Genomic DNA, 13059 nt, shown 5'->3' on the forward strand with positions numbered 1-13059 from the left:
CAGATATGGCGCAGATATGACTGGCCAAGACGACGCCGACGCGTCAGCGGGAACGGCCGAGGCCGTCTCGTTCGTGCTCTCAGACGAAGTCGCATCCGCACCGGAGACAGCCATCGAACACGCCGAACGGAGTCTGAAAGACACGCTCGGAGCGATCACAGCGGGTCACCAACTCGAGGAGACCCAGCGGGTGACCGACTACGCGTTCGAGACCTTCACTGAAGGGGAAGCGACGGTGTTGGACGGGAGTGGCCGGAAAATCGGGACAGAAGGTGCTGTCCTGGCCAACGCCGTCGCCGCCAACGCCCTCGATATCGACGAGGGACACCTGGGCTCGGACGGTCATCCGGCAGCCATTGTCGTTCCCGGGGCCGTCGCAGTCGCCGAAGAACAGGGATCGACGGTCCGTGAACTGGTCGAAGCGACGCTCGTGGGGTACGAGGTCGCAGTGCGAGCGGGAACTACTCGGCCCAAAATCACGGGCTATCACACGGGAACGGGCTCGTGGGGTCCGCTCGGGACCGCCGCCGCCGTCGCCAGGCTGCGGGGCCTCACGCCAGAAGCGACCAGCCAAGCGCTGGCGATCGCCGATTTCAACGCGCCAATCACACCGATCCTGCGGAGCGTCGCCAACCCGGGCAGTGGGCTCACCAAAGACGGTATCGGCTGGGGTGCGTACGTCGGGATTACGGCCGTCGAGATGGCTGAGCGCGGTCTCGTGGGGTCTGGAACGTCGTTCGACGACACCGACGTGGCAGAGCCGACGACGCTCGGATCGGAGTACACCATTACCGAACAGTACTACAAACCGTACCCGGGCTGTCGGTGGATCCACGCCGGTATCGACGCCGCACGCGAGCTACGCCAGCAGTACGAGTTCGACCCGGCAGAGATCGAGGCAGTCCGCGTGCATACGTTCGAGAACGCGATCCGACTCGCTACGAGGAAGCCGAAGACGGCCGACGCCGCGGAGTACTCCTATCCGTACGAGTTGGCAGTCGCCCTCCGAACCGGAAACATAGTGCCGACCGATCTCGACGCGTCGGCGCGCGAAGACGACGCGGTCTTGGACCTCGCAGAGAAGGTGACGTTCGTCCACGACGAAGACCTCGAAGCGCGGTACGACGAAGCGTGGCTATCGCAGATCGAAGTCGAGACCGAGGAGAGAACGTACGCGAGTGACGTCACGTATCCGCGCGGTTCGGAACAGCGTCCGCTGACCGACGAGGAGTTCCGGAGTAAACTGCGGACGCTCGTCGACGGTCCGCTGGGGCGCGGGACCGCTGATGCAGTCAGTGAAGTCGTCGCCGACGGATCCGCGTCCGTCGACGCGCTTCTCGCCTACTGGTCGACCTGAGAGGAAGTACGGCCCGTGACGGTTTTTTCGCTGAGCGGAGGGCTCTCAGAACAGTCTCTGAGATGATAACTAAAGATCATAATATAAAAACTTAAGTAGCAATATACTGAGTACTCGTTTGGAAGGTGTTAGCAATGAGAGGAACTCGTCGTTCGCTATTGCGTAAAGGAGCAATCGTAGGTACGGCCGGCATCACTGGCCTCGCCGGCTGTTCGGGTGGGAATAGTACGACAGAGACGAGTGGAGGAGGGAGCACCGAAGGCGGAAGTGCGACCGACAGCGGCCCACAGCAGGTCTCCGTGACCATTGGATCGAAACGGTTTTCAGAGCAAGAGATCTTCGGCGAGATCGCAAAGAAGGCCATCGCCGCGAAGGCACAGAACGCGAAACCTGTTGACGAGACGGGCCTTGGAGGGACGGCCCAGGTGTGGCGCGCATTGACAAACGGGGAGATCGACCACTACTGGACGTACTCGAACACCCAGTGGAATCAGATCCACGGGAAGGACTCGGTCATCCACGACCGCGAGGAGATGTACAACGAGGTCAAGAGCCTCATCGAGGAGAAACACGACCTCACGATGCTCGAGCCGACGCAGGCTAGTGCAGTCTGGACGATTATCACCCGCCCCGACTGGGCGAAAGAGCACGGGATCGAGAGCATCTCCGACTTCGCCGACTACATCCGCAACGAAAGTACAGATTTCACATTCGTCACGTACGCCGAGTTTGCGGAACGACAGGACGGCTTACCTAACCTCCTGAAAGAATACGATATTCCGCAGGAGAAGTGGAACAAGGTCAACGTCAAGAAGGTGGGATACGGTGGCCTGAACTACCAGATTCTCAATTCTGGCGACGCCGTCGCGACGACGGGCTGGATGTCACAGCCGCAGATATATCAGTACGGCCTCAAGACTCTCGAAGACAACAAGGGGTACTTCTCCGCATCAGTCATCGCACCGATCATCCGTAACGAGATCATCAACAAGAATCCGTCAGTCGAGACAGCCATCAACGAGGCAGCGCAACCGCTCACGACCGAGGAGCTCCAACAAATGGTGCTCGAAGTGTCCAATACCGACGCGACGGCCGCCGACGTTGCGGAAGATTATTTGAAGACGAACGACGTCCTGTAGCGAGCGCACAATGCCAGACTATATTGGGTTCTTGATCGATCGCTGGGGGGAACTCGTCCAGTTGACGGTACAGCACGCCGAGATCGTGCTGACGTCGATGGCGATCGCCATCGTCATCGGGATATCGCTGGGCACACTCATCACGTTCGACGATCGTGCTGCGTCAGTAGTGCTGTGGTTGGCGGGCATCTCAATGACAGTTCCGAGCATCGCGCTTTTCGGATTACTCATCCCGGTTCTCGGAATCGGATCACCTCCTGTAATCTTCGCACTGGTGCTGTACTCTCAGTTGCCCCTCGTCCGGAACACCTACATCGGCCTGACTGAGGTCGACGACGCTGCCGTCGAAGTAGGTCGCGGGATGGGGATGACGCGGTGGGAGCGATTACGTTACATACAGATCCCGAACGCCTTACCCGTGATTATGGCCGGTCTCCGAAACGCGGTCATCATCATCGTCGGGGTCGCAGCGATCGGTGCGTTCATCGGCGCGGGGGGCCTCGGGGACTTCATCTTCCAAGGCATTCGGAAGCGGGACGTCGCGATGATTGTCGTAACGACGGCGTTTCTCTCGGCGATGGCCCTCGTCTTCGATTACGGCTTTGGCGTACTGGAGCAACTGTTTCGGCTGCGGAACGGTGAAGACATCGAGCGGTCCATCGTGACCGACACGATCTGGAAGGTGGTTACATGAGCGAGCAAATACTTGAGTTCGACGACGTCACGAAAGTGTACCCCGACGGTACAGTAGCGATTGAAGAGATCAATTTCTCCGTCGAAGAGGGGACGACGACGGTCTTCGTCGGACCCTCCGGCTGCGGAAAGACGACGACGCTGAAGCTGGTGAATCGGCTGATCGACTGCTCGGACGGGACGATCAGGTTCGAAGGGCAAGCGATCGCAGACATCGACAAGATCGACCTGCGACGTTCGATCGGCTACGTAATCCAAGAGATCGGGCTCTTCGATCATATGACCGTCGGAGAGAACGTCGGCGTCGTGCCCCGGCTACTGGAGTGGGACGACGAGCGAATCCGTTCCCGGGTCGACGAGCTGCTAAACTTGATGGACCTCCCCGCAGAGCAGTATCGGGACCAGTATCCGCGAAACCTCTCGGGCGGACAGCGGCAACGCGTTGGAGTCGCCCGGGCACTCGCTGCGGACCCGGACGTGATGCTGATGGACGAGCCGTTCGGGGCGCTCGACCCGATCACCCGTGAGAAACTGCAGGACGAGTTCCTCGAGCTACAGAATCAGATCGACAAGACGATCCTCTTCGTAACCCACGACATCGACGAAGCGCTCAAGATGGGCGATCGGATCGCGATCTACAACAACGGTGGGATCGTCCAGTACGACACGCCGAAAGAGATCTTGACGAACCCCGCAAACGAGTTCGTAGAGAACTTCCTCGGATCGGATCGACTGATCAAGGAACTCAAATTTATGAAAGTCGGGGACGTGATGGAAACCGACGTCGACGTGGCGGGACTGTCACTCACCGAATTGAACGATAGCGAACACGAATTTGCCCGGAACGGCGAGGGATACCTCACCGTCGATCGGGACAACACCACGCACTCGGCACTGACTAAGCTATACCAGGGGAATGCCGAATCCGTACCCGTAACGAACGGTGACGAAGTCGTCGGTGTGATCACTGAAACGAACCTGAAGCGAACGCTCTCGAGTTGATTATGAGCAACATACTCATCGCGGCGATCGACTACCTGTTTGCCAACTTCTCGACGTTTCTCCAGCTGTTGCGAGAGCACGTGTTCTTGGTCTTCGTCGCGGAGGCAGCCGCGATCGCTGTCGCAGTCCCGCTCGGCATCCTCTCTACCCGCAACGAGACGCTGAAGCGGTACGGGCTCCAGATCGCGAACGTCTTTCATACGATTCCGCCGTTGGCAGTAATCGCACTCGTGTTCCCGATCGTCGGGATCGGAATCCGGGCAGGCTTCGTCGCACTGTGGGTCTACGGCCTGTTGCCGATCCTTATCAACACGATCACCGGCATCGAGGAAGTCGAAGAGGACACAGTTCGGGCCGCCCGCGGGATGGGGATGACCGAAAATCAGATTCTCAGAAAAGTACAGCTACCGCTGGCGGTGCCAGTCATCTTCGCAGGGATCCGAACGAGTACCGTCATCAACGTCGGGAACGCGTATCTGGCCTTCTTCATCGGTGCCGGCGGCCTGGGCGATTGGGTCATCTCCGGGATTGCGCTGTTCAACAACCCGCAGATCCTCGCTGGTGCGATCCCCGGGGCACTGCTGGCGATTTCACTCGACGTATCACTCAGCCGGATAGAAAATCGGCTGGGCGACACGAGTGAGGTCGGACAGCAGACCTCAGAGGCTCCGACATAGCTAAACGTTCTAAATTTCGGCTTGTGGCATTTTATGTAGTCAGAATAAAATTTAATAAATTCTCTTGTCCCCGTTGAATATGTATTTATTTACCGTCTTCTACTAAATTATATCTTATAATATATGTATTTATTTTTGTCTTAATTAGTGGATGGGCAAATCGCACGGATGTGCTGTGGGGTAGTGAGCCGGACAGCAAAGACGGAGATCTCCGCTCACCTTTATGTTCGCTTCAGCCGACAGTTCGACGCGAGCCGATGGCTCTCGAGACAGTCGGGAGATGGGTCAACCACGACGATGTCGTCGTTCGATTCGTCGCCCTCTGGAGCGTCGTCGCGGTCGTATTCACGGCTGCCTGGGTCGGGAGTTACTACGTCCTCCCGGTCGGGATTCTCCGTGGCTCGAATCCGGGGGCATCTATCCCTTACGCTGGGAGCGTCTGGCGGGAGTTTCTGACACTCTTCGCGTGGAACGTCGGTGTCACTCTGGTCGCCATCGGCGCGAATACGTTCCGCTCGGTGAACACGCCACTCGGATACGTCGTGGTGGTCGTCCAGGCACCACAGTACGGGGTCGTCTGGGGTACCGGGTCGTTAGCCGTTGGCAGCGGCGCACGGATCGCGCCGTCGTTGTCGGTCCTCGTCGACCGGAGCGGTCCGATGGAGATCACCGCCGTGATCGCTATCGTAGTCGCGACGCGCGGCGTGATGCTGTGGCACCAACAGTCCGGGCCGCGATGGCGTGAGGAGTTCGAGCGGATCCGATCGCCAGGCGATTGGACGTTGACCCGCCGCGAGTGGGCCGTCCTCACGGGAGGGTACCTCCTCCTCGCCATCGCAAACTATCGGGAAGCGATCGCCATTTCGCAGATCGTTGGCTGACGTCTCGCTATAGGTATGGATTTCGCGCCGCCCACTATCTGTTAGAGAAACAGGACGGTGAGCCCGACTCCGAGAGCGAGTATCCCGATCGAAACGCCAGCAACGGCTGTTTTCGCCATCCGGAAGACCGTTGCTGTGGGAGTCGTATCCGAGACGATCAGCGGGTCGATGCCGTCATCGTCGTCAGTGACGCGGCCGACGACCGTAAGAGTCGCCTCGGGAACGGCTCGCTGCTCAGTGTAGCGGCGCGTCCCCAACGAGAGAGTGGCTACGAGCGGACGCAGGAGCGACGGCGGATCGCGCCAGAAGGTCGCCACGGGAAGCGCGGCGGTTGTGTCCTCGAAGCGCGCGATCCGGTCGGGGAGATCGCCGTCTATCGGAACCGTCGCGACGACGTCCCGATCGAGGACGACCGTGTGAGCAGGTGCGACGACATCGACGACCGTCTCCGGCGTTCGAACCCGAAACGCATCCGAGCCGGCCGCTTCGTGAAGTGTGACGAACCAGGGGAGCAACCCCGGGCTGAGGCGACGTTCCTCGACAGCGTAGCGGAGGGCAAGGCAGTCGCGCCCGCTGAATGGGGCCGTCAGGAGGTCACTGGCCTGTTTCGCCGTCCCCGACACGCGGACGAGCGTGCCGGGTGGCGTATCGGCCAGCGACGACACGTCGCGCGCTCTATGAATCGCCGTGGCACGCCAGACGTATCGGGCGCTGAACGCGAACACGAGACCGCCAATCAAAGCGAGGACGCTACCGAACAGGACGCTGCCGGAGGGCGCAGAGACCATACGTGCAGTCATCGAGACCGGCACAAGATTCTGTCGACGGGCCATTCCGTATCGCGGTTAATGGTTTACTACCATCCAGTAAGAGCTTCTTACTGGAAAAAAGACGCGGGCGAGTAAGGGTCGGCACGGGAGTGCGAACTACCGGTCGAGGTCGAGAAGACCGCCGTCGTCGGCCGAGCCAGCGTCCGCGTCAGATTCGGCGGCGGACCCTGTAGGACCAGTCTCGGGTTCTGCCGTGTCGCCGTCCTCGTCGTCCGGATCCGACGGCGTTTCCACGTGACACGTGATCGTGACGTCCTCGCCCCGGTGTGACGTCTGTACTGCCCACATCTGCCCGCACCCGAGAAGGGTTCGCCAGTCGTCACCGACCTGCTGGTCGACGGAGACGAGGATCTCGTCCGTTTCGGCGTCGCGACCGGCGTATTCGATCCGTAGCAACTCGCCGAAGACGTTCACTCCCGATGGGGTGTCGAGTCGGACCGGCGTGGTTCCGGTGCGTCCGTTCGGCCCTTCGACGACGACGTCCGCGACCGGAACGTCTTCGTCTGGCGTCTGAAACGTCACTTCGAGGGCGTTACCGTCCACTTCGACGCCCGTGACGTCGATGAACGACGCCGAGCGGCCGGTGGCGTCTGCCACCTGTCGACGAAGCGGTTCGAGCGGAAGCCGGGCGGTGTCGGAGCCTCGTGCCATCTCTTCGAGGGCCTACATCGGGGAGACGTATGACTTCTCCGGCGTCTGGACGTCGGCTGGGCGGGCGTCTCGATGGGACAGAAGCTGTACAGAAGGACGTATCAGCCTCCGTTGGATCGCCGAATTGGGTGACCGTTGCGTGGCCGTGTGTACCACCGGAGAAAGCCGCGAGCTCCGTGTGCAGGTGGTTCGAAGCACGTCGATTTCGGCTGATAGAGCAAATATATAGCATATCTGTCTATTTTTGTTGTGTAGATGTCCCGGGCAGACAACTATACAACACAGTATTCGGGGCGTGGCCGCCCACGAACTGATAAATTATATATCGCTATATCAAATTTTTGGAGGGCAGAAGGACGATCTCGGAGTATCGATAGCGGGCTTGCTCAGAGTTCGGAACGCCTGATTCGAAGCAGTTTCTGCGTACCAGATTCGGCCGAAACCACGCATCACAGCCCCGCTATACCTGCCGTATTCTCAACGTCCCGTTGGAGTATCGAGATCGGATCGAAAGACAGTGATCCGGGACAACCGAGCGGGAGATGGGACGTGCCCGGTTCGGGTCCGCTTTTCTCACCGGGACAGATCGAGCACTATGTCGTCGCCGTCCAGTTCGAAGGTGGTTCCGAACGGGGACGAGAGGTCACGCATCCGTCGGCGACTCCACTCGGCCGCCTCCTGGCTGGCTTCGTGTACCGAGCAGTCGGATATCTCCGTCGGACGCAACCGCAGTTCCGAAAGTTCGCCCGTCTGCGACACGAAAAGTTCGAACAAGAAGCTCCGATCGTTCCGGAGTCGGGAGTCGACGGCGTAATCGTCGACGAAATCACCGGTGTCGTATAGAATCGGTCGTCCCTGATACACCTCGGTTCCTTGGAAGACGTGCGCGCTGTGGCCGTGGACGACGTCGACGCCCTCGTCGACGAGCCAGTGAGCGAACTCGCGGAAGGACTCGGGCGGCCGTTCGACCATATTCGGCCCCCAGTGGAGAGAGACGATCAACAGGTCCGGTGAGTGCACTCGAGCACGCTCCAAGGTCTCCTGAACGGTCGCCCGGCTCTTCTCGTCGTCAGCATCGATCACGACGTAGGCCGTCCCCGGCGACGATTCGGTCGCGGCGTACTCAGGCGTGTTGTCGGTGAGCGAAATGAACGCGACTTCGAGATCGCGTACCGACACCAGTGCCGGCTCGAAGGCTTCCTCACGCGTCCGCCCAGCGCCGGCGTGGGCAATATGTTGGTCGTCGAGGTGATCGAGCGTATCACGGAGTGCCCTCTCCTCGAAGTCGAGGACGTGGTTGTTGGCGAGAGCACAGCAGTCGACGCCAGCGCGGTCGAGGGCGGGGACGGCCCAGTCCGGATCCGCCCGAAAGCGGAAGGCGCGCGGCGTCCGTCGCCAGGGTTCACCGCGAGCGGAGAGCGCACACTCGAGGTTGATGAAGAGCCCATCGAGGTCGCAGAGCGTGTCCAGTAGATCGCCCCAAACGGCAGCCACCGGACGTGTCCACTGTCGCTCATCGACGAGTCGGCCGAGCATTACGTCTCCCGTCAGCCCGATCCGGAGGGACATCACACAGACTAGTTCGGATCGAAGGTGTAAAACTGCTGACGACCGCGAAACGAGGCAGCGACGCTACCCGAGGCGGTCGAGTGGCCGAACTGGTAGCGGGTTCGGCGTGGAGAGACAGCAGACTGAGCGGGGGAAACAGTATGCGGGGCGCGACCGAAGGAGTGGGTGAGGGAGTAACTCGAATGAAGATCACCGTGCTGTACGACAACGAACGAGCACGGACGGGCGTGCATACCGGCTGGGGGTTCTCGGCACTCGTCGGCGACGACGTCCTGTTCGATACCGGCGACGACGCGGCCGCGTTGGGCGAGAATATGGCTGCGCTCGACGTGACACCGACCGACATCGACACGGTAGTGCTCTCGCACGGCCACGACGATCACGTCGGCGGACTCCCCGCAGTCGTCGAGCAGAATCCGGAAGTCGACGTGGTCGTCCCCACGGAATCGCTCGCAACGACGGTTTCGCAGTCCGTTCCGGAAACCGTCGACGTGATCGCTGCCGGAGAGTCGACGCAGGTACGAGAGGGCGTGGTCACGACGGGCGCCGTCGGCGAGGAGATCAGCGAGCAGGGACTGGTCTGTCGGTTCCAACGCGGGGCGGTACTCCTGACCGGGTGCGCACATCCTGGGCTGGGATCCCTGCTCGACGCCGCTCGCGACACTGCAGCGGTCGTGGGCGTGATGGGCGGCTTCCACGATTTCGCGAAGTTGGAAGCGCTTCGCGGACTCGGCTTCGTCTCGCCCTGCCACTGCACACAGAAGAAACAAGAGATCACGGAGCGGTTTCCCGACACGACCGTCAGATGCGGCACGGGACTCGTCGTCGGCGAAGACGACGTGGGAGCAAGAGCCGAGAATTGATTTGAACGTTTTCTCAATCTTTTTCAAATCCAAAATGGCCCGATTACCCAGTTCTATGTAGAGCAAATAGATCTATTTACCGCGTTGGGCCTTCGAAGGGGAAGAACTAATTGAGTAATCTCTCAATTGGAGTGCAATGGCACAAGCAACAGAACGGCTTCGGCGATACCTCGACGACGAACTCGGGGAGTGTCGGAGCGAAGACGTCGACGCGCGACTCGACGAACTGGGAACCCTCGAGGCGGCGCTGGGCGAGGCGCGCGTCGATGCTGAGCTCAGTATCGTCTCCGCGCTCGCGAACGAGACGCGGTTCACGCTCGTGCGGACGCTCGTCGCCGCAGAGGAGGAACTCTGTGTCTGTGAGTTGAACGCCGTCACAGACGTCACCGAGAGCGGTCTGAGTCACGCGCTCTCGAAACTCGTCGACGCTGGCCTCGTCTCTGATCGGCAGGACGGCCGCTGGAAGAAGTACCGCGCGACGAACCGCGCGATCGCGCTCGTGACAGTCCTCGAAGGGTGCGTGAACGATGAGTAACGCCCACGAGCACGGCCCCAACTGCGACTGTGAGAGCTGTGGCGATCCGCGGTCAATGGACTTTCTCGACAAGTATCTCACCGTCTGGATCTTCGGCGCGATGGCGACCGGCGTCGGTCTCGGGTACGTCGCACCGGGCGTCACGCAGCCGATCCAGGACTTCCACCTCGTCGAGATCGGCCTGATTCTGATGATGTACCCGCCGCTGGCGAAAGCGGACTACTCACGGCTGCCCACCGTGTTCAGCAACTGGCGGGTGCTGGGGCTGAGTCTCGTGCAGAACTGGCTCATCGGCCCGACGCTGATGTTCGGGCTGGCGGTCGTCTTCTTCAGCGGCCTCGTCCCCGGGCTGCCGGCGCGGCCGGAGTACTTCCTCGGGCTCGTGTTCATCGGGATGGCGCGCTGCATCGCGATGGTGCTCGTCTGGAACGAGTTGGCCGAGGGGTCGACCGAGTACGTGACTGGACTCGTCGCGTTCAACAGCCTCTTTCAGATCGTGACCTACGGCGTCTACGTCTGGTTCTTCGCGCTGTTTCTGCCGCCGCTGCTCGGAATGGAGTCGCTCGTCGCCGGCATCACGACGTTCGACATTACGCCGATGCAGGTGGTCGAAGCCATCGTCGTCTTCCTCGGGATCCCGTTCGTCGGCGGGTTCCTCACGCGCTACGTCGGAACGAGGGCGAAGGGTCGCGAGTGGTACGAAGAGTCGTTCGTCCCGTTGATCGACCCGCTGACGCTCGTCGCGCTGCTGTTTACCGTGATCGTGATGTTCGCGACGCAGGGCGGGAACATCGTGGCCGCGCCCGGCGACGTCCTGCTGATCGCCGTGCCGCTGACGATCTACTTCGTCGTGATGTTCCTCGTGAGTTTCGGGATGGGCCGCGGGATCGGCGCGGACTACTCGACGACGACGGCGATCGGCTTTACGGCCGCCTCGAACAACTTCGAACTCGCCATCGCCGTCGCCGTCGCGGTGTTCGGCGTCGGCTCCGGCGTCGCGTTCGCGACGGTCGTCGGGCCACTCATCGAGGTCCCGGTTCTGCTCGCGCTGGTCAACGTCGCGCTGTACTTCCAGCGTCGGTTCGACTGGGATGGATTCGAGACCGGAAGCCTGAGCGCTCCGAGCACCGGGGCGCCCTCCGAGAACGACTGACAGTGAACAAAGAGACGACACGAAGCCAATGACCCAGCAATCCACCTCCGAGACACCTGCGGCACCGAAGGGCAGAACAGAAACGACACGGATCGCATTCGTCTGCGTGCAGAACGCGGGGCGCTCTCAGATGGCCTACGCGTTCGGCCAGCGCGAGATCGAAAACAGAGGGCTCGATGGAGAAGTCGAAGTCATAACCGGCGGGACGCGACCCGCCGAACACGTCCACGACGAGGTCGTTCGGGCGATGGACGCAATCGACCTCGACGTCGCCGGGCGGACGCCTCGGGAGATCACGTTCGAGGAGACCCAGGGGAGCGACTACGTGATCACGATGGGTTGTTCCGCAGACGACGTCTGCCCGGCCGGCTGGGCGGGCGAAAACAGGGACTGGGACCTCGACGACCCGGACGGAAGGCCAGCCGAGGAGGTCGCGGCGATCCGCGACGAGATCGAGGCGCGGGTGTCCGAGCTGTTCGACGAGATTCAGAAGCGGGTCTGAGCGCGGCAGTGTGGCGATCTTACCAGCCGGTCGCTTCGAGTCCGCGCAACAGTCGATCGACGTCCGCAGTCGTGTTGTAGACGTGGAGCGACGCCCGAACCGCGCCGTCGGGGTCGGGCAGCGATCGGATCACGACGTCGTACTCCTCGCGGAGGCGCTCGACCGTCGATTCCGGGTCGTCGACGCGCACCGTCACCAGCCCGGATTCGGGGTCGCGGGGGCTGATGAGTCGGTCCTCGGGGACGCCCTCGACGAAACGCGTCGCGAGATCCTCGATGTGCGATTCGATCGTGTCGAGACCGACGTCAGTCAGCAGATCGATCGAGGCCGAGAGTGCGGCGTACGGCGCGGGGCTGGTGGTTCCGATCTCGAACCGCGGCGCGCCGCGTTTCAGTTCGTACGCGGACGCGCTGGCGTCCTCGACGCTCCGATAGCCGATCTGTCCCGGGTGGAGATCCTCGGCGACGTCCCCGTCGACGTAGAGGAATCCCGCACCCCAGAGGCCGAGCATCCACTTGTGACTCGCCATCGCGACTGCGTCGGCACCCCACTCGGCCACGTCGAGTTGGCACTGGCCGGGGACCTGCACGGCGTCGACGAGGACGCGCGCGCCGGCGTCGTGGGCTTCCTCGACCAACTCCGAGACGGGGAGATGCGTCCCGTAGTTCCACGTCAGCGCGCTCAGACAGACGAGTTTCGCATCCGAAACGGCGTCGCGATAGGCGTCGCGATCGATGCGGCCCTCGGCCGTCGGCGCGACGCGGACCTCACAGCCGCGGCGTTCGAGACGTTTCCACGGGAGGATCCCTGCGGGGTGTTCGAGGTCAGTCCGGACGACGACGTCGCCGGGGTCCCACTCGATCGCCGACGCGATGCGGGTGATGCCGTCGGTCGTGCTCTGGGTCAGCGCGATTTCGTGGTCTTCGGCACCGAGAAAGTCCGCGACGTCGGCGCGGGTGTCTTCGTACAGGCCGAAGGCGTGGGGGTAGGGACCCGGATCGTCCGCAGCGTCCCACTCGTGGGTCTCGATCGCCCGCTGTGCGGCCTCGACGATCGGACGCGGACTGGGCCCGCTCGCGCCGGTGTTGAGATATCGAACGTCGTCGAAGACCGGAACGGACGCGCGAACGTCGGCGGGCGTCGTCATCGCCGGAACGTCGGCAGGCGTAGTCATCGCCGCGACGTTCACACCCGCCGCACTTAGAGG

14 protein-coding genes are annotated in these 13059 nt (G+C 61.7%); 10 read left to right on the plus strand and 4 right to left on the minus strand.

From position 1 onward, the window contains the following. Nucleotides 1-16: 16 nt before the first annotated feature. The 6 genes from D3D02_RS09525 (at nucleotide 17) to D3D02_RS09550 (ending at nucleotide 5749) form a co-directional block, all read left to right on the plus strand. The gene (locus tag D3D02_RS09525; RefSeq protein WP_121569745.1) at nucleotides 17-1357 is read left to right on the plus strand and encodes an MmgE/PrpD family protein; all 1341 of its coding nucleotides are present in this window, start codon (nucleotides 17-19) and stop codon (nucleotides 1355-1357) included. Nucleotides 1358-1515: 158 nt separating this feature from the next. Next, nucleotides 1516-2496 carry a glycine betaine ABC transporter substrate-binding protein gene (locus tag D3D02_RS09530; RefSeq protein WP_158599347.1) on the plus strand — a complete coding sequence of 327 codons (981 nt, stop codon included), beginning with the start codon at nucleotides 1516-1518 and terminating at the stop codon, nucleotides 2494-2496. 10 nt (nucleotides 2497-2506) lie between these two features. Next, nucleotides 2507-3190, plus strand: a complete 684-nt coding sequence (locus D3D02_RS09535) for an ABC transporter permease (RefSeq protein WP_121569747.1) — start codon at nucleotides 2507-2509, stop codon at nucleotides 3188-3190. Next, the gene (locus D3D02_RS09540) at nucleotides 3187-4191 is read left to right on the plus strand and encodes an ABC transporter ATP-binding protein (protein WP_121569748.1); all 1005 of its coding nucleotides are present in this window, start codon (nucleotides 3187-3189) and stop codon (nucleotides 4189-4191) included. Before D3D02_RS09535 ends, D3D02_RS09540 begins: the two co-directional genes overlap by 4 nt. A 2-nt stretch (nucleotides 4192-4193) precedes the next feature. Next, on the plus strand, nucleotides 4194-4868 hold the full coding sequence (locus D3D02_RS09545) for an ABC transporter permease (RefSeq protein WP_121569749.1): 675 nt from the start codon (nucleotides 4194-4196) through the stop codon (nucleotides 4866-4868). Nucleotides 4869-5125: 257 nt separating this feature from the next. After that, on the plus strand, nucleotides 5126-5749 hold the full coding sequence (locus D3D02_RS09550) for a hypothetical protein (RefSeq protein WP_121569750.1): 624 nt from the start codon (nucleotides 5126-5128) through the stop codon (nucleotides 5747-5749). Between the two features lie 41 nt (nucleotides 5750-5790). Here D3D02_RS09550 and D3D02_RS09555 read toward each other — a convergent pair whose 3' ends face one another. The 3 genes from D3D02_RS09555 to D3D02_RS09565 all read right to left on the minus strand — a co-directional run bounded on the left by D3D02_RS09555 (nucleotide 5791) and on the right by D3D02_RS09565 (nucleotide 8799). Continuing rightward, a complete protein-coding gene (locus D3D02_RS09555; RefSeq protein ID WP_121569751.1) occupies nucleotides 5791-6537 on the minus strand; it encodes a hypothetical protein in 747 nt (248 codons plus the stop codon). A gap of 138 nt (nucleotides 6538-6675) precedes the next feature. Further along, on the minus strand, nucleotides 6676-7230 hold the full coding sequence (locus D3D02_RS09560) for a hypothetical protein (protein ID WP_121569752.1): 555 nt from the start codon (nucleotides 7228-7230) through the stop codon (nucleotides 6676-6678). 573 nt (nucleotides 7231-7803) lie between these two features. Continuing rightward, entirely contained in the window at nucleotides 7804-8799 is a 996-nt protein-coding gene (locus tag D3D02_RS09565) for a CapA family protein (RefSeq protein ID WP_121569753.1), read from the minus strand. Nucleotides 8800-8981: 182 nt separating this feature from the next. Between D3D02_RS09565 and D3D02_RS09570 the strand changes: the two genes are divergently transcribed. From D3D02_RS09570 to D3D02_RS09585, 4 genes are all read left to right on the plus strand, one after another. After that, nucleotides 8982-9662, plus strand: coding sequence for an MBL fold metallo-hydrolase (locus D3D02_RS09570; RefSeq protein ID WP_158599348.1), 681 nt, complete (start codon nucleotides 8982-8984; stop codon nucleotides 9660-9662). Nucleotides 9663-9798: 136 nt separating this feature from the next. Further along, the gene (locus tag D3D02_RS09575) at nucleotides 9799-10197 is read left to right on the plus strand and encodes a metalloregulator ArsR/SmtB family transcription factor (protein ID WP_121569755.1); all 399 of its coding nucleotides are present in this window, start codon (nucleotides 9799-9801) and stop codon (nucleotides 10195-10197) included. Continuing rightward, nucleotides 10190-11350, plus strand: coding sequence for an ACR3 family arsenite efflux transporter (gene arsB, locus D3D02_RS09580; RefSeq protein WP_121569756.1), 1161 nt, complete (start codon nucleotides 10190-10192; stop codon nucleotides 11348-11350). The genes D3D02_RS09575 and arsB overlap by 8 nt, the downstream gene beginning before the upstream one ends. A gap of 28 nt (nucleotides 11351-11378) precedes the next feature. Beyond that, nucleotides 11379-11852 carry a low molecular weight phosphatase family protein gene (locus D3D02_RS09585; protein ID WP_121569757.1) on the plus strand — a complete coding sequence of 158 codons (474 nt, stop codon included), beginning with the start codon at nucleotides 11379-11381 and terminating at the stop codon, nucleotides 11850-11852. A gap of 19 nt (nucleotides 11853-11871) precedes the next feature. Here the strand turns inward: D3D02_RS09585 and D3D02_RS09590 are convergent, their stop codons facing one another. Then, complete coding sequence (locus D3D02_RS09590; protein ID WP_233560627.1) at nucleotides 11872-13026, minus strand: aminotransferase class V-fold PLP-dependent enzyme; 1155 nt, start codon at nucleotides 13024-13026, stop codon at nucleotides 11872-11874. Nucleotides 13027-13059 lie beyond the last annotated feature (33 nt).

This window comes from Halobellus sp. Atlit-38R (genome assembly GCF_003665925.1).
GTDB classification, from domain to species: domain Archaea; phylum Halobacteriota; class Halobacteria; order Halobacteriales; family Haloferacaceae; genus Haloquadratum; species Haloquadratum inordinatus.